The sequence below is a fragment of the Streptomyces sp. NPDC096012 genome (genome assembly GCF_040426375.1).
Lineage (GTDB): Bacteria > Actinomycetota > Actinomycetes > Streptomycetales > Streptomycetaceae > Streptomyces.
In genome coordinates, this window is the sequence record NZ_JBEOTD010000014.1 from 112,447 (window position 1) to 136,601 (window position 24,155).

A 24,155-nucleotide genomic window follows, 5' to 3' on the forward strand; every position below is an offset into this window, starting at 1 on the left:
TCGCCGCATCGTTCCGGGAACGGGCCCCGGAGAACCCGTTGAGGCGATACTTGACCCGGATGGGCCGCGCGATGCCCTCGGACGCTCTCAGATGAGGGTGAGTTGGACCGGCTCGGACGCGGACTCCGCTTCCGGCCGCGCCGGGCGGATCCGGCGGGCCGCGGCCGCGCGCGTGGGCCCGATGCCGTACTCCCCGGCCAGCTCGTGCACCTGACGGGTGATCCGGCGCTGGTACCACTTGGGCGCGTAGGAGCCCTCCGCGTACAGCCGCTCGTAGCGGCGCACCAGGTGCGGATGGTGCCGGCCCAGCCAGGCCATGAACCACTCCCGGGCACCGGGCCGCAGATGCAGCACCAGAGGGGTGACGGAGGTGGCGCCGGCCGCCGCGATCGCCCGCACGGTGGCCCGCAGTTGGGCCGCGTCGTCACTCAGGAAGGGGATCACCGGCGCCATCAGCACCCCGCAGCCGATGCCGTGCTCCGCGAGGGTGCGGACGACGTCCAGCCGGCGCTCGGGGGCCGGGGTGCCGGGCTCCACCGTGCGCCACAGCGCGGTGTCGAGGAAGCCCACGGAGACCGAGACGCCGATGTCCGTCACCTCCGCCGCCCGGGTCAGCAACTCCAGGTCCCTGAGGATCAGGGTGCCCTTGGTGAGGATCGAGAACGGGTTCGCGTGGTCGGTGAGGGCGGAGATGATGCCCGGCATCAGCCGGTAGCGGCCCTCCGCGCGCTGGTAGCAGTCGACGTTGGTGCCCATCGCCACGTGGTCGCCCCGCCAGCGGCGCGAGGCCAGCTGGCGGCGCAGCACCTCCGGCGCGTTGACCTTGACCACGATCTGGCTGTCGAAGCCGATGCCGGTGTCCAGGTCCAGATAGCTGTGCGTCTTCCTGGCGAAGCAGTACACGCACGCGTGCGAGCAGCCCCGGTAGGGGTTGACCGTCCACTCGAACGGCATGCGTGAGGCGCCCGGTACCCGGTTCAGCACCGAGCGCGCCCGGACCTCGTGGAAGGTGATCCCGCGGAACTCCGGGGTGTCGAAGGTGCGGATGGTGACGGCGTCCGCGCCGAACAGCGCGGGCTCGGCGGCCCGGCCGTGCTCGGTGGGCTCACCGGGCTCACCGGGCTCCCCGGACTCGACGGTGAGGTTCTCCCAGCGCATGACGCCTCCTCGGTAGGTCTCGGCCCCACAATAGAACATCTGTTCCCATGATCGTGCGGGTACCGATTTGGGCGGCCGGGCACCGGGGTGGTTGGCTTGCCTCCACCCCGAGCACACAGGTCCTGGAGGAACGCAATGGCGCAGGTCGAGGCCACTACGGAGCGGGTCGTCGCGGCGGACGCGGAGAAGGTGTTCGACGCCCTCGCCGACTACCGCGGTACGCGGCAGAAGCTGATGCCCGAGCAGTTCATCGAGTACGAGGTGCGCGAGGGCGGCGACGGCGAGGGCACCCTCGTCCACTGGAAGCTCCAGGCCACCAGCAAGCGGGTGCGCGACTGCCTGCTGGAGGTCGGCGAGCCCACCGAGGGCGAGCTGGTCGAGAAGGACCGCAACTCCTCCATGGTCACCACCTGGCGCGTCACCCCGGCCGGTGAGGGCAGCTCCCGGGTCGTCGTCACCACCACCTGGACGGGCGCGGGCGGCATCGGCGGCTTCTTCGAGAAGACCTTCGCGCCCAAGGGCCTCGGCCGGATCTACGACGCCCTGCTCGCCAACCTCGCCGCCGAGGTCGAGAAGTAGGTCCAAGCTCCCACCGGTGAAGGGGTGTTGCACTCCTTCACCGGTTCGGGTGGATCCCCGCCCCATCCCCGGCGATGCCGTAACTCGCCGCAGTTGTCAACAGTTGTCGCCTTACGCGGGAATTGTGACAGGTGTGACGAGGGGAGCGGAACGTGGGCGGGACGACTCTGGTGAAGCACGACCCGGTCGTGGCGCCGGCCGCGGCATCGGCCGTGGAGGAGCGAGCCGCCGAGACCGCCGCCGCCGCACCCCCGCCGGCACCCGCCCCCGAACTGGAACCGCGCCGCGTGCGGTTGGTGTTCCTCGGGCTGATGCTCGCCCTGCTCCTCGCGGCGCTCGACCAGATGATCGTCGCCACCGCGCTGCCGAAGATCGTCGGCGAACTGCACGGCCTGGACCGGATGTCCTGGGCGATCACCGCCTATCTGCTCACCTCCACCGTCGGCCTGCCCCTGTACGGCAAGCTCGGCGACTTGGTCGGCCGCAAGAGCGTCTTCCTGTTCGCCATCGCCGTCTTCGTGGCCGGCTCGGCGCTCGCCGGCCGGGCGCAGACCATGGACCAGCTGATCGCCTTCCGCGCGATCCAGGGGGTCGGCGCGGGCGGCCTCATGATCGGCGTGCAGGCGATCATCGCCGACATCGTGCCGCCCCGCGAGCGCGGCCGCTACATGGGCCTGATCGGCGCCGCCTTCGGCCTCGCCTCCGTCGCCGGCCCGCTGCTCGGCGGCTACTTCACCGACCACCTCTCCTGGCGCTGGTGCTTCTACATCAACGTCCCCTTCGGACTGGTCACCTTCGCCGTCGTCACCGCCGTGCTGAAACTGCCGAAGCCGCGCGCCCGGGGCCGTCTCGACGTGCCCGGCGCGCTCCTGCTCGCCGCCGCCTCCACCTGCCTGGTCCTGCTGACCAGCTGGGGCGGCACCGAGTACGCGTGGGGCTCGAAGCAGATCCTCGGGCTCGGCGCCGGAGCGGTCGCCTCCGTCGTCCTGTTCCTGGTCGCCGAGCGCTTCGCCGCCGAACCCCTCATCCCGCTCAGGCTGTTCCGCGACTCGGTCTTCAACGTCAGCGGCCTGGTGGGCCTCGTGATCGGTGTCGCCCTGTTCGGCGCCGCCAGCTACCTGCCGACCTTCCTGCAGATGGTCGACGGGGCCAGCGCCACCGAGTCGGGGCTGCTGATGCTGCCCATGATGGCCGGCATCGTCGGCGCCTCCGTCATCGGCGGCCAGCTGATCAGCCACACCGGCCGCTACCGGATCTTCCCGGTGCTCGGCGGCGCCGTCTCCACCGTCGGCATGTGGCTGCTGTCCCGGCTCGAGACCGACACGCCCCGGCTGCAGTACAGCATCTGGATGGCGGTCCTCGGCGCCGGCATCGGCCTGGTCATGCCCGTGCTCGTCCTCGCCGTGCAGAACTCCGTGCGCCCCGCCGACCTCGGCACCGCCACCAGCGCCAACAACTACTTCCGGCAGATCGGCGGCAGCGTCGGCGCCGCGATCTTCGGGACGCTGTTCGCCGACCGGCTCGCCGGCTCCCTGCGCAAGGAGCTGCCGCCGAGCGCCGGCACCCGGCTGCCCGACCCCGACTCCATCACCCCGCAGCTCGTCCACGCGCTGCCGCCGGCCCTGCGCGACGCCTACGTCCGCGCCTACGCCGACGCGATGCCCCGGATCTTCCTCTACCTCGTCCCGGTGCTCGCCGCGGGCCTGCTCATCGCCTTCTTCCTCAAGGAGAAACCACTGGTGTCCCACCACACCGCCGAAACGGAACCCGAGACCGTGAACGCGTCCATCCCGCAGGCCCGTTCGCCCTATGCCGCGGGCATCCCCGTCTGCGGCACCGTGCAGCACCCCGACGGCACCGTGGTGCCCCGGGCGGCCCTCACCCTCATCGACGTCGCCGGTCAGCAGATCGGCCGGGGCGCCAGCGGCGAGGACGGACGGTACGCGCTCAGCACCCCCGGCTCCGGCGCCTACGTGCTGATCGCCGCCGCGGGCGGCCACCAGCCGCAGGCCGTCTCCGTCACCGTCGGCGAACGGCCGGTCGAGCTCGACGTCGTGCTCGGCGGCGCCGGACGCCTCGCCGGCAGCGTGCTCACCGCCGACGGCAGCCCCGTCCGGGACGCCACCGTCACCCTCACCAACGTGCACGGCGAGGTCGTCTCCACCACCCGCAGCGGCCGCGAGGGCGGCTACGTCATCACCGAGCTGGTGGCCGGTGAATACACCCTGGCCGCCAGCGCCCCCGCCTTCCGGCCCGCCGCGCTGCCCGTCACCGTGCAGGCCTCCCGGGAGACCCGGCAGGACGTCGAACTCGCGGGCGGCGCGGTGCTCAAGGGCACCGTCCGGGCGAGCGCCGGCCGCCCGGTGGAGGACGCGCGGGTCACGCTGCTCGACGCCGCCGGCAACGTCGTCGACACCCTCACGACCGGACCCGACGGAACGTTCCGGTTCGTCGATCTCTCCTCCGGCGAGTACACCGTCATCGCCGCAGGTTACCCGCCGGTCGCCACGGTGCTGCAGGTCGCGGGCGGCGGACGCACCGAGCGGGACCTGCAGTTGGGCCACGAGGACTGAGGAGCGCGCCGGGCGGGGGCGCCCGCACGGCGCGGGGCCGCGCGCCGGTGCGCCGGGGTGAAACCAATTCCAGGATTGCCACACATCGCCACCGGCCGCCGCCGTACCGTAGGGGCGAGCGGCACAGATCGTTTACGAACAGCCGTGGGGGAGAGAGGGCCTGGGTCATGGACCGTGGCAGCGAGCGGGACACGCCTCCCGGGCGCGACGGCGGCGACACCCCGGCGGGCCGGATTCCGCTGGCGGTGGTCGTCGTCGACCGCGACGGGCTGGTGTCCCACTGGAGCAGCGGCGCGCGGCGGCTGTTCGGCGCCACCCGGGAGGATGCCGTCGGACATCCCGCGGCGGACCTGCTGCCGGTCTCCGGTGCCCTCCCCGATGACCTGCAGGGCGCCCCGACGCCCGACCCCTACGAGGAGTACGACGGGTTCGGCCCCGACCTGGAGGTCTCGCTCGGCGGCCACGCCGCCTACGCCACGGCCGGCCGCGCCCGCCTCCAGCCGCACCGGCGGACAGCGGACGGCGACCGGCTCGACGTGCTCTGGTGGGCCTACCCGCTCGTCGGCCCCGGCTCCTCCCGGCTGCTGGTGCTGGCCGCCGACGCCGCCCGGCTGCGCGACGAGCGCGGCTACGACGACGAGACCGCCGAACGCATCTCGCCCGGCTTCGCCCGCCACACCGAACTGCCCGCCTCCGACGAGCTGGCACGGCGCCTGCCGGAGATCCTGCCCAACATGGGTCCGGGCCTCAGCGGCCGCATCGTCTCCCAGATCCTCGAACTGGGTTATCCCGTGCTGGAGTTCAGCCAGTTCGACCGGGTGCCCGTGACCCCGTACTGGGGTGTGCCGCGCCGTGCGGGACGCCTGCGCGCCGAGGCCGCCGTACCGCAGCAGCGGGCGGCGTCGCCCCTGCTGCCGTCCGCTGCCCGACAGGACCTCGAGTACGCCGCCGTACGCGAACGGCTCGAGTTCCTCAACGAGGTCAGCTCCCGCATCGGTTCCTCCCTCGACCTCGGCGAGACCATCCGCGAGGTCACCAGCGCCGCCGTCCCCCGGTTCACGGACTTCGCCGGCACCCACCTGCGCGCCGCCGTCCTGGCGGGCGAGGGCTTCCCGGACGGCCCGCCGGACGCCAGCACCGTGATGTTCCGGGTGTGGGTCGAGCACAACGACGAACCGGGCCGCTGGGACGACACCACACCGGTGGGCGAGGCGTTCGCCTTCCCCGAGCACACCCCGTTCTACCAGTGCATGGTCACCGGCGAGCCGGTCCTCGTGCCGAGGGTCACCGAGGAACTGTCCGAGCGCATCTCCGGCGAGTTCGAGAAGCGCGACCTCCGGCCGCTGATCCGGGGCCGGTCGCTGCTGATCGTCCCGCTCAAGGCGCGCAACGTCGTCCTCGGCTTCATGGTGCTGATGCGCCGCCCCGACCGTCCGGCGTTCGACGACATGGACCGCGCCACCGGCGCCGAACTCGCCGCCCGGGCGGGCCTGGTGCTCGACAACGCCCGCATGTACACCTACCAGGAGAACGTCGCCGACACCCTGCAGGACAGCATGCTGCCGCAGGTGAGCCCGCGGATGGCCGGGTGCGACGTCGCCACCCGCTACCTGCCCGGCACCCGGCTCGGCCGCATCGGCGGCGACTGGTTCGACACCATCAAACTGCCCGGCTCGCGCACCGCCCTGGTGGTCGGCGACGTCATGGGCCACGGCCTCAACTCGGCCGCGATGATGGGACAGTTGCGCACCGCCGTCCAGACCATGGCCACCATGGAGACCCCGCCCGCCCAACTGCTGCGCAACCTCGACGACCTGGCCCGCCGGCTCGGCGACAACTACCTCGCCACCTGTCTGTACGCCGTCTACGACCCGATCCGCGGCGACCTGACCCTCGCCAACGCCGGGCACATCCCGCCCGTCCTGGTCCGCGCCGAGGACGGCGGCAGCGAGCTCATCGAGCTGCCCACCGGTGCCCCCATAGGCGTCGGGGGTGTCCCCTTCGAGGCGATCCGGGTCAAGGTCGCCCCCGGTGACCGGCTCGTGCTGTGCACCGACGGCCTGGTCGAGGTGCGCGGCTCCGACATCGGCGAGGGCCTCGCCGCGCTCTGCGAGTCCGCCGCCCATCCCGCCGCCTCGATGGACGACGCCTGCGACACCATCATCCGCGCCCTGAACACACACGGCGGCCGCAAGGACGACGTCGCCCTGCTCATGGCGCGCCTCAACGGCATCCCCGACGACCACGTCGCCGAGTGGCGGCTCGACTCCGATCCGCGCGAGGCGTCCCGGGCCCGCCGGCTGGTCCGCGAACAGCTGATGACGTGGGACCTGCCCCAAGCGGTGGAGACGGCCGAGCTGCTGGTCAGCGAGGTCGTCACCAACGCCCTGCGGCACGCGCGGAGCGAACGGATCGGGCTGCGGGTGGTCCGCACCGACGCACTGCTGTTCGAGGTCACCGACGACGAGCCCGCCCTGCCCGCGATGATCGCCGCCGAGCCGCACGACGAGGCGGGCCGCGGACTGCGCGTGGTCAGCCGGCTGGCCCGGGAGTGGGGCGCCAGCGCCGCCGGGCACCGTAAGACCGTCTGGATCGAGCAGGCCGTCACCTAGGCCGGGTGTCGAGACCGGATCTCGGGCCGGCGTCGGCAGCGGGCGGGCCAGCACCCCGACCGGTTCGGGGGATCCCCGGCCGCGGCCGATCGGGAGGGGGCGCGTAGGGCGGTCGCTGCGCGGCGGGGGCTCCCACAAGGCTTCGGCCGGACGATCGGCCTCGTGGGCCAAGGGGGCGGCCCCGGGGACAGAGCTCCCTTCACGCCCACGTACGGGCCAACGGTGCGGCACCCGGATGTCCGCCGGAAGCGGCTCATGCCGGGACTCTCCGGACGCTCCTGCGAGCGGCACCCGGTCACGGCGCCTGTCGCGCGGTTCCCGGCGCGATGAGGTAATCAGAAACGGTGAACAAGGACGCGAGCGACCCCTTCGTGCATGTCCGGGGTGCCAGTGAGAACAACCTCCGGAACATCGACGTCGACCTTCCGCGGGACGCGATGGTCGCCTTCACCGGGGTCTCCGGTTCGGGCAAGTCCTCGCTCGCGTTCGGCACGCTCTACGCGGAGGCCCAGCGGCGCTACTTCGAGTCCGTGGCACCGTACGCCCGAAGGCTGCTGCAACAGGTCGGCGCACCGCACGTGCAGGAGATCACCGGACTGCCACCGGCCGTGGCCCTGCAGCAGCGACGCGGGTCGCCCAGCTCACGCTCGACGGTCGGCACCATCACCACCCTGTCCAACCTGCTGCGCATCCTGTACTCCCGCGCCGGCACCTACCCGCCCGGGGCCACACGGCTGGACGCCGAGTCGTTCTCACCCAACACCGCGGCCGGCGCCTGCCCGGTGTGCCACGGACTGGGCGTCGTGCACGACGTCGCCGAGGACCTGCTCGTCCCGGACCCCTCGCTGAGCATCCGCGAGGGGGCGATCGCCGCCTGGCCGGGCGCCTGGCAGGGCGCCAACCTGCGCAGTGTCGTGAACGGCCTGGGCATCGACATCGACCGCCCGTGGCGCAGGCTCAGGAAGAGGGACCGGGACTGGCTGCTGTACACGGACGAGCAGCCCCTGGTGTACATCGAGCCGGAGGAGGACCGCATCGACTACGGCTACCAGGGCAAGTTCTGGAGCGCCCGCAAGCACGTCATGCACGTCCTCGCCGACTCCAAGAGCGAGAAGATGCGCGAACGCGCGCTCCGGTTCGTCAGGAGCGTGCCCTGCCCCGAGTGCCACGGCAGCGGACTGCGGCCCGAGGCGCTCGCGGTGACCTTCGCCGGACGATCCATCGCCGAGATCAACGCGATGCCGCTCACCGAGGTCGTGGCGCTGCTGCGGCCCGTCGCCAGGCGGTCCAAGGCCGACGCCACCACGTCGACCGCCCGATCCGGGGAGACGACCGAGGTCGCGGTCCGGATCTGCGGCGATCTGGTCGCGCGCATCGACGTACTGCTCGACCTGGGCCTGGGATATCTCAGCCTCGGGCGCCGCTCGACGACCCTGTCGCCCGGCGAGGCGCAGCGCCTGCGGATCGCCACCCAGCTGCGCTCGGGGCTGTTCGGCGTCGTCTACGTCCTCGACGAGCCCTCCGCGGGCCTGCACCCGGCCGACGCGGAACCGCTGCTGGACGTGCTGGACCGCCTCAAGGCGGCGGGCAACTCGCTGTTCGTCGTGGAGCACGACATGGACGTCGTACGGCGGGCGGACTGGGTGGTCGACATCGGCCCCGGCGCGGGCGAGGGCGGTGGACGCGTGCTGTACAGCGGCCCGGTCGCCGGTCTCGAGCGGGTCCGGGAGTCGGCCACGAGCCAGTACCTGTTCGGGCGCGCCCAGCCGCTCGACCACCGCCCGCGCACACCGCACGGCTGGCTGCACCTGCGCGGCGTCTCCCGGCACAATCTGCGTGACGTGTCCGTCGACGTACCGCTGTGCGTCCTGACGGCGGTGACGGGCGTGTCCGGTTCCGGAAAGTCGACGCTGGTGACGCAGGTGCTCGCCGAGGTCGTCCGCGGCCACCTCGGAGTCGTACCCGAGGAGCCCGAGGAGGCGCGGCTGGAGGTCGACGTCCAGGACGCGTCGGGGGTCGAGTCGTTCGACCGGCTGGTCCTGGTCGACCAACGGCCCATCGGCCGGACTCCCCGGTCCAACCTGGCCACGTACACGGGCATGTTCGACGCGGTGCGCAAGCTGTACGCGGCGACGGACGAGGCCAGGGCGCGCGGCTACTCGGCCGGGCGGTTCTCCTTCAACGTGCCCGAGGGGCGGTGCGAGACCTGCCAGGGCGAAGGATTCGTCGCGGTGGAACTGCTGTTCCTGCCCGGCACCTACGCGCCGTGCCCGACCTGCCATGGCGCCCGGTACAACGCCGAGACGCTGGAGGTCACCTACCGCGGCAAGAACATCGCGGAGGTGCTGGCGCTGTCCGTCGACGCCGCCGCCGAGTTCCTGTCCGCCGTCCCGGCCGCCTCCCGCAGTCTGGAGACGCTGCGCGAGGTGGGACTGGGGTACCTGCGGCTGGGCCAGCCCGCGACGGAACTCAGCGGTGGTGAGGCGCAGCGCATCAAACTGGCCACCGAGCTGCAGCGAGCCCGCCGCGGGCACGCGCTCTACCTGCTCGACGAGCCGACGGCGGGGCTGCACCCCTCGGACATCGCGCTGCTGCTGCGACAGCTGCACCGGCTCGTCGACGCCGGCAACACGGTCGTCCTCGTCGAGCACGACCTGGACACGATCGCCACCGCCGACTGGGTCATCGACCTCGGGCCGGGCGGCGGCGACGCGGGCGGGCGGGTGGTCGCGGAGGGGCCGCCGGCCAAGGTGGCGAGGGCCCGCCGCAGCGCCACGGCGCCCTATCTCGCGGCCCGGCTCGCGCGCTCGTGACGACGGCGCCAGAGGGGAGGTCCCAGGCGGGTCGTCCCGGCCGTCCCCGGCGCGCAGGCCGGCCGGCGTGACGACGATGCCGATCGCACCGCAGATCGCCCGGATCACGGGCCCCGGCCGCATGCCGGTGGGCGGGGAGCACGACGTACTCCGGGCCCCCCGCGCGGCCGTGACGCCCGGTTCTCAGGAACGTGGCCGCCGGCCCCTTGCCCCACTCCGGCCCGACGCGATATCCCGATCAAGTAACCGACCTTGGGAGATCGCATGCACGTCTCGGACAACTACCGCAAGAACTGGGAAGGTTACTGGAGCGCGACCTCCGACGCGCGGGGAGAGGCGATCTGGGACTCCGACCCCGCTCTCTCCGCCGGACCGCACAGCGAACTGCTGCTGTCGCACGCGGACGCCTCCCGTACCATCGTCGACCTCGGCTGCGGCAACGGCACCCAGACCCGCCATCTGGCCACCCGGTTCGCCCACGCCGTCGGTGTCGACCTCTCGCACGCCGCCGTCGAGCACGCCCGCCGCGCCGGCGGCGACGGCACCGTGGAGTTCCAGCAGCTCGACCTCACCGACATCGACGCCGTACGCACGCTGCACGACCGGCTCGGCGACAGCAACGTCTACATGCGGGCCGTCATCCACCAGAGCGAACCGGCCGCGCGTCCGGCCGTGGCCGCCGCCGTAGCGGAGATCATCGGCAGCGAGGGGCGCGCGTTCGTCGTCGAACTCACCTCCGCCTCCCGGGACGTCCTGGCGCGTGCGGCGTCCGAGCCGGACGGTCCCGGACCCAAGCTGCAGCGCGTCTTCCACCACGGGCTGAAGCCCGCCGACGCCGGCGACGAGGAGGTCCCGCGCCTGCTGTCCGACGCCGGCCTGGAGATCCTCGCGACCGGCGACACGGTGGTGCCGCAGACCGAGCACCTGGCCGACGGCACCCGCATCGACCTGCCGGCCCGCTGGTTCATACTGGCCGGAAAGTGACCGCCGCCTGAGGCTCCGGGCCGGCCCGGAGCCGCACCGGCACGGTCCGGTGCGGCCCGGGTGCGGCGGTCGCGCCGCACGAGCGGACACGGGGCCGGCGCCGAGCCCTTTCCGCCTCGTAGGAAGTTCCCCCGTCGGCGCGTAACGTGAAGCACCATGAAGATCCCCGTCACCGCCGCACGGTTCACCGCGCTGTGTCGCACACCGCTGTCACCGGCCGGCCGGCAAGCCGCTGAACCGCGAGGGAACGAAGCCGCATGAAGATCCTCATCAGTGCCGACATGGAGGGGGCCACGGGCGTCACCTGGCCGGGCGACGTACTGCCGGGGACGCCGCAGTGGGAGCGGTGCCGTTCGATGTTCACCTCCGACGTGAACGCGGCGGCGCAGGGCTTCTTCGACGGCGGCGCGGACCAGGTGCTCGTCAACGAGGCCCACTGGAGCATGCGCAACCTGCTGCTGGAGCGGCTCGACGAACGGGTCGAGATGCTCACCGGACGGCACAAGGAGCTGTCCATGGTGGAGGGCGTGCAGCACGGCGACGTCGACGGCATCGCGTTCATCGGCTACCACACGGGCGCCGGCATGGAGGGCGTCCTCGCCCACACCTACCTCGCCAACCAGATCACCGGGGTGTGGCTGGACGACGTCCGCGCCAGCGAGGGCCTGCTCAACGCGCATGTCGTCGCCGAGTACGGCGTTCCCGTCGTGCTCGTCACCGGTGACGACCTGGCCTGCGAGGACGCCCTCGGTTACGCGCCCGAGGCGCTGAAGGTCGCCGTCAAGGACCATGTGTCGCGCTACGCCGCGGTGTGCCGCACCCCGGCCCGCACCGCGGCCGACATCCGCTCCGCCGCCAAGGAGGCCGCCCGGCTGGCGGCCCGTCACCAGCCGGCGCAGGCCGGGCCGTTCACCGTCGCCGTCGAGTTCGACGCCGAGCACCTGGCGATGGCCGCGACCGTCGTCCCGGGGGTCGCCCGGATCGGGGAGCGGAAAGTGGCGTACACCAGCGCCACCATGTTCGAGGGGATCCGGACGTTCAAGGCGGTCACCACGATCGTCTCCGCCGCCGTGGAGGAGCAGTATGGCTGACCAGCAGGCCCTGGACGAGGTCGTGGAGTTCACCTCCGGCCTGATCCGCGTCGACACCACCAACCGGGGCGGCGGGGACTGCCGGGAGCGGCCGGCGGCCGAGTACGCGGCCGAGCGGCTGTCCGGAGCGGGCCTGGACCCGCTGCTGCTGGAGCGCACGCCGGGCCGGACCAACGTCGTCGCCCGGATCGAGGGCACCGACCCGTCGGCCGACGCGCTGCTCGTGCACGGGCACCTCGACGTGGTGCCCGCCGAGGCCGCCGACTGGAGCGTGCACCCGTTCTCCGGCGAGATCCGCGACGGCGTCGTGTGGGGCCGGGGCGCCGTCGACATGAAGAACATGGACGCGATGATCCTGGCGGTCGTCCGGTCCTGGGCCCGGCAGGGCGTACGGCCCCGCCGGGACCTCGTCATCGCGTTCACCGCGGACGAGGAGGCCAGCGCCGAGGACGGTTCCGGCTTCCTCGCCGACCGGCACCCCGAGCTCTTCGAGGGCTGCACCGAGGGCGTCAGCGAGTCCGGTGCCTTCACCTTCCACGACGGCGCCGGCCGGCAGATCTACCCGATCGCCGCCGGCGAGCGGGGCACCGGCTGGCTCAAGCTCACCGCGCACGGCCGGGCCGGACACGGCTCCAAGGTGAACAAGGAGAACGCGGTGACCCGGCTCGCCGCCGCCGTCACCCGGATCGGCGAGCACGAGTGGCCCCTGCGGCTCACCCCGACCGTGCGGGCCGCGCTCACCGAACTCGCCGCCCTGTACGGCATCGAGCCCGACTTCGCGGACGTGGACCGGCTCCTGGAGAAGCTCGGCCCGGCCGCCAAACTGGTCGAGTCGACCGTCCGCAACAGCGCCAACCCGACCATGCTGGCGGCCGGTTACAAGCTGAACGTCATCCCCGGCGAGGCGGTGGCCTTCGTCGACGGACGCTGTCTGGTGGGCACCGAGAAGGAGTTCGGCGCCACCCTCGACCGGTTGACCGGCCCGGACGTGACCTGGGAGTTCGCGCACCGCGAGGTGGCGCTCCAGGCCCCGCTCGACTCGCCCACGTACGCGAGGATGCGGGCCGCCGTCGAGGAGTTCGCGCCCGACGGGCACGTGGTGCCGTACTGCATGTCGGGCGGCACGGACGCCAAGCAGTTCTCCCGGCTCGGCATCACCGGCTACGGTTTCACCCCGCTGAAGCTGCCCGAGGGATACGACTACCAGGCGATGTTCCACGGCGTGGACGAACGTGTGCCGGTGGACGCGCTGCACTTCGGTGTGCGGGTCCTCGACCGCTTCCTGCGGACGGCCTAGGGATGAGGGGGGACGAGGTGCGAAAGTCGGCGTACGGCTCCTGGCCCTCGCCCATCGACGCGGCGCTGGCCGCCGCGCACGACGGGCATCCGGAGTGGGTGGGCTTCGTCGGGGACGAGGTGTGGTGGACCGAGCCGCGGCCGGCCGAGGGCGGCCGGCGCGCGCTGGTACGGCGGACCGCCGACGGCACCGAGGAGTCGGTGCTGCCGCAGCCGTGGAACGTGCGCAGCCGCGTCATCGAGTACGGCGGCCGGCCGTGGACCGGGGTGGTGACGGACGACGGCCCCCTGGTGGTGTTCACGCACTTCGCCGACCAGCGGCTGTACCGGTACGAGCCCGGCGGCGAGCCGCGACCGCTGACCCCCCTCTCCCCGGTGGGCGGCGGACTGCGCTGGGCGGAGCCGCAGGTGGACCTCGCCCGCGGTGAGGTGTGGTGCGTGCTGGAGGAGTTCACCGGGGACGGACCGGGAGACCTGCGGCGCGTCCTGGCCGCCGTACCGCTGGACGGCTCGGCCGCCGGGGACCGGGCCGCCGTTCGCGAACTCACCGGCGAACGGCACCGGTTCGTCACCGGCCCCCGGCTCTCGCCCGACGGCCGCCGGGCCGCCTGGCTCGCCTGGGACCATCCGCGGATGCCCTGGGACGGCACCGAACTGCTCGTCGCCGAGGTCGGTGCCGACGGCACCCTGCACTCGGTCCGCACCGCGGCCGGCGGCCCCGACGAGGCCGTGGCCCAGGCGGAATGGTCCACGGACGGCCGTCTGCTGTACGCGAGCGACCGCGACGGCTGGTGGAACCTGTACCGGGACGGCGTCGCGCTGTGCCCGCGCGAGGAGGAGTTCGCCGGCCCGCTGTGGAAACTGGGCCTGCGCTGGTTCGCGCCGCTGGACAACGGCCTGATCGCGGTCGTGCACGGCCGGGGATCGACCCTGCTCGGCATACTCGACCCGGAGTCCGGAGAAGTGGTCGACGCCGCCGGGCCGTGGACCGAGTTCGCGTCCACGCTCGCGGCACACGGCGAACGGATCGTCGCGGTCGGCGCCAGCCCGCGCACCGCCCACGAGGTGGTCGAACTGGACACCCGCACCGGGCGCGCCCGGGCGATCGGCGCCCGGCACCGGGACCCCGTCGACCCGGCCTACTACCCCGAGCCGCAGATCCGCGTCTTCACCGGCCCCGACGGCCGCGAGGTGCACGCCCACGTCTACCCCCCGCACCATCCCGAACGGACGTCCGGTGACGGTGAGTTGCCGCCCTACGTCATCTGGGCGCACGGCGGCCCCACCAGCCGGGTGCCGCTCGTGCTCGACCTGGAGATCGCCTACTTCACCTCCCGGGGCATCGGCGTCGCCGAGGTGAACTACGGCGGCTCCACCGGATACGGCCGGGCCTACCGGGAGCGGCTGCGCGAGCAGTGGGGCGTGGTCGACGTCGAGGACTGCGCGGCCGTGGCCCGCGCCCTCGCCGACGAGGGCACCGCGGACCCCGCCCGGCTCGCCATCCGGGGCGGCAGCGCCGGCGGCTGGACCACCGCCGCATCCCTGACCACCACCGACCTCTACGCCTGCGGCACCATCATCTACCCCGTCCTGGACCTGACCACCTGGGGCCCGGGGGAGACCCACGACTTCGAGTCCCGCTACCTGGAGTCGCTGATCGGCCCGCTCTCCGAGGTGCCGGCCCGGTACGCCGAGCGATCGCCGACCGCGCGCGCCGACCGGCTCACCGCACCCTTCCTGCTGCTCCAGGGCCTGGACGACGTGATCTGCCCGCCCGCCCAGTGCGAACGCTTCCTCGCCCGGATCGCGGGCCGGGGCGTGCCGCACGCCTACCTCACCTTCGCGGGGGAGGGGCACGGGTTCCGGCGGGCCGACACGATGATCCGCGCCCTGGAGGCCGAACTGTCCCTGTACGCCCAGGTGTTCGGGCTCGACCCGGAGCCTCGGATCCCGAAGGTGGAGCTGCGCCCGTGAAGGAACTGCTGCGGCCGGCCCGGCTGGCCCCCGGTGCCCGGGTCGCCGTCGTCGCCACCAGCGGACCGGTACCCGAGGAGCGGCTGCAGGCGGGCCTCGACGTGCTGCGCGGCTGGGGCCTCGACCCGGTGACCGGACCCCATGTCCTGGACCGGCACGACGAGTTCGGCTACCTGGCCGGCACCGACGCCGACCGGGCGGCCGACTTCCAGAACGCCTGGTGCGACCCCCGTGTGGACGCGGTGCTGTGCGCCCGCGGCGGGTACGGGGCGCAGCGCATGGTCGACCTGCTCGACTGGGAGGCGATGCGGGCGGTCGGACCGAAGATCCTCGTCGGCTTCAGCGACATCACCGTCCTGCACGAGGCCTTCGCCACCCGGCTGGGGCTGGCCACGCTGCACGGGCCGATGGCGGCCGGCATCGACTTCATCAAGCACGCGGGCGCGCAGGAGCATCTGCGGGCCACGCTCTTCGCCCCGGAGACGGTCCGCACCATCGCCTCCGGCGGCACGCCCCTGGTGCCCGGACGGGCCCGTGGCGTCACCCTCGGCGGCTGTCTGTCCCTGCTCGCCGCCGAACGCGGCGCCCCGCACGCCCGTCCCTCGGCGAGCGGCGGGCTGCTGTGCCTGGAGGACGTGCGCGAGGAGACGTACCGGCTGGACCGGTATCTCACCCAGCTCCTGCGCGCCGGCTGGCTGGAGGGGGTGCGCGGGGTGCTGCTCGGCTCCTGGGAGGAGTGCGCGGACCACGCCGAGCTGCGTCCCCTGCTGGCCGACCGGCTGGGCTCGCTCGGTGTTCCGGTACTGGAGGACGTCGGGTTCGGCCACTGCGCGGGAGCCCGCACCGTCCCCTTCGGCGTGGCGGCCGAACTGGACGCGGACGCGGGGACCTTGACGCTGGACCAGCCGGCACTGCGCTGACCTCCCGCGCCGGCCCGGCCGGGTGGCACCCCGCCCGTACGGACCAGCCCACGGGGGGGGGCGTGGCCCGTACGGACCGGCCCGCGGGCGGCGTGGCCCGTACGGGCGGCCGTGCGGGGCATTACCCGTGCGGGCGCAACCCGGCGGACGCCGTCCCCGGCACGTCGTAGGCTGGCCGGATGCCGCACACTCCGTCCCCGTTCCTCGCCGAGGGCCCTCGCGCCGCCATCCGCCACTTCACCCTCCAGGACGGAGCCGAGTTCATCGCCCGGACCCGGGAGAGCAAGGACCTGCACCGGCCGTGGCTGTTCCCGCCGGACACCGACGCGTCCTACGCCGAGTACGCCGGCCGGCTGATCGAGGACCCGGCCAAGGCCGGCTTCCTGGTGTGCGAGAAGGACGGCGGGGGCATCGCCGGGTACATCAACATCAACAACATCGTCCGGGGCGCCTTCCAGTGCGGCGCCCTCGGTTACGGCGCCTTCGCGCACGCTGCCGGACGCGGGCTGATGCGCGAGGGCCTGGACCTGGTGGTCGGCCACGCGTTCGGACCGCTGGGCCTGCACCGGCTGGAGATCAACGTGCAGCCCGGGAACACCGCCTCCATCGCCCTCGCCCGGGGCGCCGGCTTCCGGCTGGAGGGCTTCTCGCCCGCCATGATCTACGTCGACGGAGCCTGGCGCGACCACGAACGCTGGGCCCTGACCACGGAGATGCGCCCCGCCGGCTGACCGCCTCCCGGCGGCGCGGGCGCGCTCACGACACGTCGGCACTGACACCGAACGACACGGACGGCGGCTACGGCACGGGCATCGGCGGTGGGCGGTGCGGGTCTCGGTATGGGCAGCGGCGGTGGGGGCGCCGTTGTCGGTGTGGGTATCGGCGGTGGGGGTGCCGGTCTCGGTGTGGGTATCGGCGGTGGGGCGGTGCGGGTGTCGGTATGGGCATCGGCGGTGGGGGGTCCCGGTCTCGGCGCGGGCATCGGCGGTGGGCGGTGCCGGTCTCGGCGCGGGCATCGGCGGTGGACGGTGCCGGTCTCGGTACGGGCATCGGCCTCGGTCCTGACGGCAGGTGGCCGCGCTTCCGGCCGGGCCCACCGGAAGCGCCTTTGCGGAATCCTGACCGGCAGCTCCCCTGGCCGACGGCCGCGACGCCGGGTTCCATGGTCATCGTGACGAGGATCCGACGTGAGGTACTGGCCCTGCCCGCCGCGCGGTTGGGGCCCGACAACCCCCTGCCGCCACTGCGCCCGCTCGACGAGGTGCACCGCATCGACCACCGGGAACGCGAGGAGATGCCCCGGGACATGGCCCGGCAGCTCGGTTACGAGCCGCTGCACAGCCTGCTGCCGGTGCGGATACGGGACGGGTACGGCAGAACCCGCCGGGCCCGCGCCCTCGACGCGCTGGTGATCGAGAACGACCGGCTGCGCGCCACCGTCCTGCCCGGCCTCGGCGGCCGGATCGTCTCCCTGTTCCACCTGCCCACCCGGCGTGAACTCCTCTACCGCAACCCGGTGTTCCAGCCCGCCAACTTCGCCCTCAACGGTGCCTGGTACTCCGGCGGCATCGAATGGAACATCGGCGCCACCGGCCACACCACCCTCTCCTGCGCGCCCCTGCACGCCGCCCGGGTGCCGGCCCCCGACGGCGGCGAGATGCTGCGCCTGTGGGAGTGGGAGCGACTGCGCGACCTGCCCTTCCAGGTCGATCTGTGGCTGCCCGAGGGCTCGGACTTCCTCTACGTCGGCGTCCGCGTCCGCAACCCGCACGAGCGGCCCGCGCCCGCCTACTGGTGGTCCAACATCGCCGTGCCCGAGGACCGCCGGGTCCTGGCCCCCGCCGAAGAGGCCTGGCACTTCGGCTACGAACGCCGACTGCGCCGGGTGCCGGTTCCGTCGTACGACGGTCTGGACCGCACCTACCCGATGAACAGCCCGTACGCCGCCGACTACTTCTACGAGGTCCCGGACGGCCGCCGCCGCTGGATCGCCGCACAGGACGCGGACGGGCACGGGCTGGTGCAGACGTCCACCGACGTGCTGCGCGGCCGCAAACTGTTCGTGTGGGGCAGCGGTCCCGGCGGCCGGCGCTGGCAGGAGTGGCTGACCGAGCCCGGCACCGGCGGCTACTGCGAGATCCAGGCCGGCCTCGCCCGCACCCAGCTCGAGCACGTCCGGCTGGAGGCGGAGAGCGAGGTGTCCTGGCTGGAGGCCTACGGGCCGCTCGCCGCGCCGCCCGGCGGACCGTGGGAGCGGGCCGTCCGGGAGGCGGAGGAACGCCTGGAGGCCGCGCTGCCGCGCGCCCGCGTCGAGGAGGCCTACGCCGCGTGGCGGCCGGGCGCCGACACCGAACCCGGTGAGACCCTCGCCGTCGGCTCCGGCTGGGGCGCGCTGGAAGTCCTGTGCCACGGGTGGAAGTTGCCGGGTACGCCGTTCGCCGAGTCCACCCTCGGCGAGGCACAGGCGCCCTGGCGGGAGCTGCTGCGCACCGGCTCCCTGCCCGAGCCGGACCGGGCGGCGCCGCCCGGCGACACCCTGGTCGCGCCGCACTGGCGGGACATGCTGGAGACCGCGCGGGTCACCCCGCACACCGAGTACCACCTCGGTGTCGCCCAGTGGCACGCCGGCGACCGCGCCCAGGCGGTCCGTAGCTGGGAACGCGGCCTCGTGCGCGCGTCCTCCCCGTGGCCGTTGCTGCGCTGCCTGGCCGTCGCCGACCAGGAGACCGACCACCACGAACGGGCCGCCGAACGCTATGCGGCCGCCTTCGACGACCTGTGCCGCACATTGCCGCGACGCCTGGACGACGTGAGCGACCCCCGCGTGACCGACGGCGGCGAGATCGAGGGGGACGGCAGTGGCCACGCCGGTGACGGGAGCGGCAACGGCGACCGGAACGACCGCGGGGGCGACCGGAACGGCGGCGGGGGCGACTGGAGCGGCGGCGAGGGCGACCGGAACGACCGCGCGGGTGACTGGAACGACCGCGGGGGCGAGCGGAGCGGCGGCGGGGGCCGGAACGACGGCGGCGGTCTGAACGAAGGCGGCGGCGAGGAGGAGGCCTGGGTCGCCGCCGTGGCCGCGCTCGGCCGGGAGGCCCTCGACGCGCTGCTCCGCGTCCGGGACACGGCACGGGCCCGGTCGGTGTGGGACCGGCTGCCGGGCGCCGTCCGGCGGCGCGGCCGGTTCCGGTTGCTCGAGGCCGAGCTGCTGCTCGCCGAGGGCCGGGCCGCGCGGGCCCGTGCCGTCTTCGACGAGGGTTTCGAGGTCGCCGACCTCAGGGAGGGCGCGGACGTGATCGGCCGGCTCTGGGCCCGTCTCGGCGAGGGGCCCCTGCCCGCCCGCTACGACTTCCGCATGCGCCCGGACCCGGCCTGAGCGCGGGTCCGGGCGGTTCAGCCCAGCCGGTCGAGTGCGGGCCGGAGGTCGGGCGGTTCAGCCCGGCCGGTGGAGTGGGGGCCGGAGTTCGGCTGGTTCAGCCCAGCCGGTGGAGTGGGGGCCCGAGTTCGGCCGGCTCAGCCCGGCCGGTCGAGTGCGGGCCGGAGTTCGGGCGGTACAGCCCAGCCGGTGGAGTGGGGGCCCGAGTTCGGGCGGTTCAGCCCAGCCAGTGGAGTGGGGGCCCGAGTTCGGCCAGCTCAGCCCAGCCGACGCACGTTCGTACTCGGCCCGGCCGGCTCAACCCCGCTGGTCCACGTACTCGAAGACCGAGCCGTCCGGGTGCACGGCCAGCAGGTTGCGGCCCCCCGGCGTCGCCACCGGCCCGGCGACGATGCGGGCGCCGAGCTCCGCCAGCAGCCGGTGGGCCTCGTCCACGTCCTGCACGGCGATCGTCGCCGTCACCTTGCGCAGGATCTCCAGTTCCTGCTCGGGGCCGCTCATCAGGAGGAAGGAGCCGACCGCGGCGACCTGGACGCCGCCGCGGTCGAAGCGCAGGGCTCTGCCGCCCGCCAGACGCTCGTAGAAAGGAATCACGGCTTCGAGGTCGTCGACGCAGATGCGCAGCGAGGCGCCCATAATCTCCATGCGGCCGAGCCTAGTTGGGGCGACCCGCACGGCGCAGCGGGCTCGGCGTTACCGACGGTGTCCGCAGGGTACCCGCAAGGCATGGACCGTTTGGATCACCTGGAACATCTGGACAAGCACCTTGTCGAAGAGCTGGCACAGGTGGCACGCGAGACGGTACGCGACGAACTGCGCGAGCAGTCCCGCAAGCAGCGCCGCACCGCCACGCTCTACGCCGCCTCCGGCGCGGCCGCCCTCTACGCTGGCGCCGCGGTGGCGCTCGCGGTGGGCCTCGCCCTGGCCATCGGGCTGCCCGGCTGGGCGGCCGCACTGATCACCGCGGCGATCCTCGGCGCGGCGGCCTACCTGCTGCGCGGCGCCGCCCGGCAGGGACACGGGCACAGCACCCCGCGCGCTCCGCAGCACGTGATCGGCGGCAGCGCGCCGGCCGCCCCGCCGAGCGGCCTCGGCATGCCGTACCCGCCGATGCCGCCCGACGCCCCGGCCAGGCCGGACACCCACCCGGAGGACTCGCGCCACCGGGCCTGACCCCCCCCATGTGCCCCCGGCCCCACAATGAAGCGGGCCGGGGGCACACCCCTGCCACCAGCCGACTTCGCCCCCCGAAGAGAGCCCCTAAGGGCCGCGGGGACGAACGAGAGCCCCGAAGGAACGCGGGGAACTGCGCGCCCGGCCACACGTCACCCGCACCCGAGCGCCCCACCGTTCCAGGAGCCCCTTTGATCGCCAGCGCGGCAACCAGCCCGAGGGGCGCGGGGAACTGCGCAACCGGCCCACGCCGTCCGCACCCGGCAACCGCCCGGCAACGGCCGGCACCCCACACCCCTCATCCGCCGAGCTGCGGCAGCACCTTCGTGCGGTAGAAGTCGAAGAACCCCCGCTGGTCCGGCCCGATCTGATTCACGTACACCCGGTCGAACCCGGCGTCGGCGAACGCCTTCAGCCCGGCCACGTGCTGGTCGACTTCGTCGCCGCACACCACCTTCTGACGCACCATGTCCTCGGTGACCAGTTCCCGCACCTGCTCGAAGTGCCGCGGCGTGGGCAGCACCTGGCCCATCTCGCCGGGCAGCAGCTCGTTGTACCAGAGCTCGCGCACCGTACGGACGCACGCGTCCCGGTCGGTGCCGTAACAGACCTTCATGCCGCCGCTCACCAGATTGGTCCCGCCGCCGCCCTTGCGGAACTGCGTGACCATGTCCTCCCGCGGCATCATCGTGATGTAGCCGTCGCCGACCCGGGCCGCCAGCGACGTGGCCTTCGGCCCGAACCCGGAGACGTCGATCGGCACCGGTGCGTCGGGGACGGTGTAGAGGCGGGCGTTCTCCACGGTGTAGTGCGTGCCGTGGTGGTTGACCTCCTCACCGCTGAACAGCCGGCGCATCACCTGGATCGATTCCTCCAGCATCTCCAGCCGCACGTGCAGCGGCGGCCACCGGTCGCCGAGGATGTGCTCGTTCAGCGCCTCGCCCGTGCCGACGCCGAGCCGGAAGCGGCCGCCGGTCATCACGGCACTCGTCGCCGCGGCCTGTGCCACCACCGCCGGATGCATCCGCACGGTCGGGCAGGTCACCGCGGTCTCGATGGGCAGCGACACGGCCTCCGACAGCGCGCCGATCACCGACCACACGAACGGACTCTGCCCCTGCGCGTCGTTCCACGGGTGGAAGTGGTCGGAGATCCACAGCGCCTGGAAGCCGGCCTGCTCGGCCATCCGGGCCTGCTCGACGAGGCCGGCGGGGTCGTGCTCCTCGCTCGCCAGGAAATAGCCGTACTCGGGCATGGGCGGAACCTCCGCGCGGGCTGCTGGACTGCGGGGAAACGGGTCCCCGGGCGGGTAACCGGCGGCTTCCGGGCGAAACGCCGTTCCGGACGGTGTCCGCAGGCGCCCGCGGACCGCCGTGCACCGACGACCAGTGCCCGACCGACGGCCAGTGCCCGACAGTGCCCGGCCGACGTCGATGGGCGCAGTGAACGCAGCACCGGCGCCGGCGTCGGCGCGGACATGCAGGGACGTGGCTCCCGGCCGCCGCCAGCGCGCCGCCGCCGGCGGCGCGCACATCGGGTGGGCGTGGCTCCCGGCCGGCACCGGCGCCCGCTTCGGGTGGACGTGGCTCCCGGTGGGCGTCGGCGCCCGCTTCGGGTGGACGTGGCTCCCGGCCGCCGCCGGCGCGCACATCGGGTGGGCGTAGCTCCCGGCGGACACCGGCGCGCGCCTCCGGTGGCCGCTCACCGGGCGCGTTCGGGTGCTCCCACCGGCGTACGGGTGACCCGCCCGGCGTTTGGGTGCTGCCGCCCCGGTTACGCGGAATGCCTCGGACGAGCCACACCGCCGGAGGCGCCCCGTGAGCCGACCTCACGTCGTGGTCGTCGGCGCCGGTTTCGCCGGGTACCGGGCCGCTCGCACCCTGGCCCGTCTCACCCGTGACCGGGCCGACATCACGCTGCTGAACCCGACCGACTACTTCCTGTACCTGCCGCTGCTGCCCCAGGTCGCCGCGGGTGTCCTGGAGGCCCGCAGGGTCACCGTCTCGCTGCCCGGCACCCTGCGCGGGGTGCGGCTGGTGCTCGGTGAGGCGGACCGCGTGGACCTGGACGGCCACGCCGTCCACTACACCGACCCCGAGGGCGGCACGGGCACCCTCGGCTACGACCGGCTGGTGCTCGCCGTCGGCAGCGTCAACAAGCTGCTGCCGATCCCGGGTATCGCCGAGCACGCGCACGGGTTCCGCGGACTGCCCGAAGCGCTGTATCTGCGGGACCACGTCACCCGCCAGGTGGAGCTGGCCGCGGCGGGCGACGACACGGCGACCAGCGCCGCCCGGTGCACCTTCGTCGTGGTCGGCGCCGGCTACACCGGTACCGAGGTGGCCGCGCACATGCAGATGTTCACCGACGAACTGGCCCGCCGCATTCCGCTCCCCGGCGGGCTGCGGCCCCGCTGGATCCTGCTGGACGTGGCGCCGCGCGTGCTGCCTGAGCTGGACCGGCGGCTGTCGCGCACGGCGGACCGGGTGCTGCGGGCGCGGGGCGTGGAGGTCCGGACGGAAACCTCGGTGAAGGAGGCCACCCATGACGGGGTGCTGCTCACCGACGGCGAGTTCGTCGCGTCCAGGACCCTGGTGTGGTGCGTGGGCGTACGGCCCGATCCGCTGGTGGAGGCCGTCGGGCAGCCGCTGGAGCGCGGCCGGCTGATCGTCGACCCCTTCCTGCGGATGCCGGGCCGCCCGGAGGTCTTCGCCTGCGGTGACGCGGCCGCCGTTCCGGACCTGCGGCGTCCCGGCGAGTTCACGTCCATGACGGCCCAGCACGCGTGGCGGCAGGGCCGGGTGGCCGGGGAGAACGTGGCCGCCTCGCTCGGCCTCGGCCGGCGTCGGCGCCCGTACCGCCACCGCGACCTCGGCTTCGCCGTGGACCTGGGCGGCGTCCGGGCCGCCGCCAATCCGCTCGGCATCCCGTTGTCCGGGCCGGTGGCCGGCGCGGTCACCCGCGGATACCACCTGGCCGCGCTGCCGGGCAACCGCGTCCGGGTCGTCGCCGACTGGCTGCTGGACAGCGTACTGCCGCGCCAGGGAGTCCAGTTGGGCCTCCTGCGGGCGTGGTCGGTGCCCCTGGACACGGCCTCCCCGGAACTGGCGCGGGTACCCGGTGGTCCGGCCGGGCCGGGGAAGCAGTCAGAGGAGGGCGCGACTTCCGGGCCACCTCCGGGGTCCGGCGCCGGTCGCGACGGCAAGGAGACGAGCCCATGACGAAACAGCCGAGCCGTAGGAGCGCGCACACCGAGCACACCGCGCACACCGCGAGAAACCAGCCGGGCCGGGAGACGGCCGAGATCCAGCCGGGCGGAGAGCCCGCGAGGAACCAGCCGGGTGGGGAGCCCGCGAGGAACCAGCCGGGTGGGGAGCCCGCGAGGAACCAGCCGGGTGGGGAGCCCGCCAAGCGCCGGCCCGGCGGGGAACCGGCGCGCGACCAGCCCGGCACAGGTGCGGCCGAGAGCGGCCGGGAACACCCTTCCCCCCGGCGTCCCGAATCCGCGCACCCCGCCCCCGGACACCCCGCCCCCGGTCCCGTCAGGCGCTCCGACGCCCCTGACCCCGCGGACCGCACCCAACAGACCGACTCTGTGCAAGG

General features: G+C 73.7%; 16 protein-coding genes. 13 read left to right on the forward strand and 3 right to left on the reverse strand.

Annotation, left to right across the window (positions count from 1 at the left end):
• Positions 1-87: 87 nt before the first annotated feature.
• Positions 88-1,158: an Rv2578c family radical SAM protein gene (locus tag ABVB68_RS16580; protein WP_353601784.1), complete on the reverse strand. Its 1,071-nt coding sequence runs from the start codon at positions 1,156-1,158 to the stop codon at positions 88-90.
• A 135-nt stretch (positions 1,159-1,293) separates the two neighbouring features.
• Here ABVB68_RS16580 and ABVB68_RS16585 point away from each other — a divergent pair, with 135 nt between their 5' ends.
• The 11 genes from ABVB68_RS16585 to ABVB68_RS16635 all read left to right on the forward strand — a co-directional run bounded on the left by ABVB68_RS16585 (position 1,294) and on the right by ABVB68_RS16635 (position 19,379).
• Positions 1,294-1,737, forward strand: a complete 444-nt coding sequence (locus ABVB68_RS16585) for an SRPBCC family protein (protein WP_353601785.1) — start codon at positions 1,294-1,296, stop codon at positions 1,735-1,737.
• 152 nt (positions 1,738-1,889) lie between these two features.
• Positions 1,890-4,310, forward strand: a complete 2,421-nt coding sequence (locus ABVB68_RS16590; RefSeq protein WP_353601786.1) for an MFS transporter — start codon at positions 1,890-1,892, stop codon at positions 4,308-4,310.
• 167 nt (positions 4,311-4,477) lie between these two features.
• Positions 4,478-6,922, forward strand: a complete 2,445-nt coding sequence (locus ABVB68_RS16595; protein ID WP_353601787.1) for an ATP-binding SpoIIE family protein phosphatase — start codon at positions 4,478-4,480, stop codon at positions 6,920-6,922.
• A 344-nt stretch (positions 6,923-7,266) separates the two neighbouring features.
• A complete protein-coding gene (gene uvrA / locus ABVB68_RS16600) occupies positions 7,267-9,735 on the forward strand; it encodes an excinuclease ABC subunit UvrA (protein WP_353601788.1) in 2,469 nt (822 codons plus the stop codon).
• Between the two features lie 264 nt (positions 9,736-9,999).
• On the forward strand, positions 10,000-10,719 hold the full coding sequence (locus tag ABVB68_RS16605; RefSeq protein ID WP_353601789.1) for a methyltransferase domain-containing protein: 720 nt from the start codon (positions 10,000-10,002) through the stop codon (positions 10,717-10,719).
• 257 nt (positions 10,720-10,976) lie between these two features.
• A complete protein-coding gene (locus tag ABVB68_RS16610; protein ID WP_353601790.1) occupies positions 10,977-11,810 on the forward strand; it encodes a M55 family metallopeptidase in 834 nt (277 codons plus the stop codon).
• On the forward strand, positions 11,803-13,107 hold the full coding sequence (locus ABVB68_RS16615; RefSeq protein ID WP_353601791.1) for a M20/M25/M40 family metallo-hydrolase: 1,305 nt from the start codon (positions 11,803-11,805) through the stop codon (positions 13,105-13,107). The genes ABVB68_RS16610 and ABVB68_RS16615 overlap by 8 nt, the downstream gene beginning before the upstream one ends.
• A gap of 2 nt (positions 13,108-13,109) precedes the next feature.
• Positions 13,110-15,080 carry an LpqB family beta-propeller domain-containing protein gene (locus tag ABVB68_RS16620; RefSeq protein ID WP_353601792.1) on the forward strand — a complete coding sequence of 657 codons (1,971 nt, stop codon included), beginning with the start codon at positions 13,110-13,112 and terminating at the stop codon, positions 15,078-15,080.
• Positions 15,077-16,000: a S66 peptidase family protein gene (locus tag ABVB68_RS16625; RefSeq protein ID WP_353601793.1), complete on the forward strand. Its 924-nt coding sequence runs from the start codon at positions 15,077-15,079 to the stop codon at positions 15,998-16,000. The genes ABVB68_RS16620 and ABVB68_RS16625 overlap by 4 nt, the downstream gene beginning before the upstream one ends.
• A 179-nt stretch (positions 16,001-16,179) precedes the next feature.
• A complete protein-coding gene (locus ABVB68_RS16630; RefSeq protein ID WP_353601794.1) occupies positions 16,180-16,731 on the forward strand; it encodes a GNAT family N-acetyltransferase in 552 nt (183 codons plus the stop codon).
• A 431-nt stretch (positions 16,732-17,162) separates the two neighbouring features.
• Positions 17,163-19,379: a DUF5107 domain-containing protein gene (locus tag ABVB68_RS16635; protein WP_353601795.1), complete on the forward strand. Its 2,217-nt coding sequence runs from the start codon at positions 17,163-17,165 to the stop codon at positions 19,377-19,379.
• Positions 19,380-19,676: 297 nt separating this feature from the next.
• On the opposite strand, the gene ABVB68_RS16640 is transcribed toward ABVB68_RS16635, so the two are convergent.
• On the reverse strand, positions 19,677-20,024 hold the full coding sequence (locus ABVB68_RS16640; protein ID WP_353601796.1) for a VOC family protein: 348 nt from the start codon (positions 20,022-20,024) through the stop codon (positions 19,677-19,679).
• Between the two features lie 81 nt (positions 20,025-20,105).
• Between ABVB68_RS16640 and ABVB68_RS16645 the strand changes: the two genes are divergently transcribed.
• Positions 20,106-20,552: a phage holin family protein gene (locus tag ABVB68_RS16645; protein WP_353601797.1), complete on the forward strand. Its 447-nt coding sequence runs from the start codon at positions 20,106-20,108 to the stop codon at positions 20,550-20,552.
• Positions 20,553-20,850: 298 nt separating this feature from the next.
• Here ABVB68_RS16645 and ABVB68_RS16650 read toward each other — a convergent pair whose 3' ends face one another.
• Positions 20,851-21,807 (reverse strand): LLM class F420-dependent oxidoreductase, encoded by a 957-nt coding sequence (locus ABVB68_RS16650; protein WP_353601798.1) that lies wholly within the window; start codon positions 21,805-21,807, stop codon positions 20,851-20,853.
• 562 nt (positions 21,808-22,369) lie between these two features.
• Here ABVB68_RS16650 and ABVB68_RS16655 point away from each other — a divergent pair.
• Positions 22,370-23,773, forward strand: a complete 1,404-nt coding sequence (locus ABVB68_RS16655; protein ID WP_353601799.1) for an NAD(P)/FAD-dependent oxidoreductase — start codon at positions 22,370-22,372, stop codon at positions 23,771-23,773.
• Positions 23,774-24,155 lie beyond the last annotated feature (382 nt).

What these genes read in the sequence shown, in the direction of transcription:
- ABVB68_RS16585 (WP_353601785.1), top strand. Translation starts at nt 1,294, where the DNA reads ATGGCGCAGGTCGAGGCCACTACGGAGCGGGTCGTCGCGGCGGACGCG.
- ABVB68_RS16610 (WP_353601790.1), top strand. Translation starts at nt 10,977, where the DNA reads ATGAAGATCCTCATCAGTGCCGACATGGAGGGGGCCACGGGCGTCACC.
- ABVB68_RS16620 (WP_353601792.1), top strand. Translation starts at nt 13,110, where the DNA reads ATGAGGGGGGACGAGGTGCGAAAGTCGGCGTACGGCTCCTGGCCCTCG.
- ABVB68_RS16650 (WP_353601798.1), bottom strand. Translation starts at nt 21,807, where the DNA reads ATGCCCGAGTACGGCTATTTCCTGGCGAGCGAGGAGCACGACCCCGCC.
- ABVB68_RS16595 (WP_353601787.1), top strand. Translation starts at nt 4,478, where the DNA reads ATGGACCGTGGCAGCGAGCGGGACACGCCTCCCGGGCGCGACGGCGGC.
- ABVB68_RS16580 (WP_353601784.1), bottom strand. Translation starts at nt 1,158, where the DNA reads ATGCGCTGGGAGAACCTCACCGTCGAGTCCGGGGAGCCCGGTGAGCCC.
- ABVB68_RS16640 (WP_353601796.1), bottom strand. Translation starts at nt 20,024, where the DNA reads ATGGAGATTATGGGCGCCTCGCTGCGCATCTGCGTCGACGACCTCGAA.
- ABVB68_RS16630 (WP_353601794.1), top strand. Translation starts at nt 16,180, where the DNA reads ATGCCGCACACTCCGTCCCCGTTCCTCGCCGAGGGCCCTCGCGCCGCC.
- ABVB68_RS16635 (WP_353601795.1), top strand. Translation starts at nt 17,163, where the DNA reads ATGGTCATCGTGACGAGGATCCGACGTGAGGTACTGGCCCTGCCCGCC.
- ABVB68_RS16615 (WP_353601791.1), top strand. Translation starts at nt 11,803, where the DNA reads ATGGCTGACCAGCAGGCCCTGGACGAGGTCGTGGAGTTCACCTCCGGC.
- ABVB68_RS16605 (WP_353601789.1), top strand. Translation starts at nt 10,000, where the DNA reads ATGCACGTCTCGGACAACTACCGCAAGAACTGGGAAGGTTACTGGAGC.
- ABVB68_RS16645 (WP_353601797.1), top strand. Translation starts at nt 20,106, where the DNA reads ATGGACCGTTTGGATCACCTGGAACATCTGGACAAGCACCTTGTCGAA.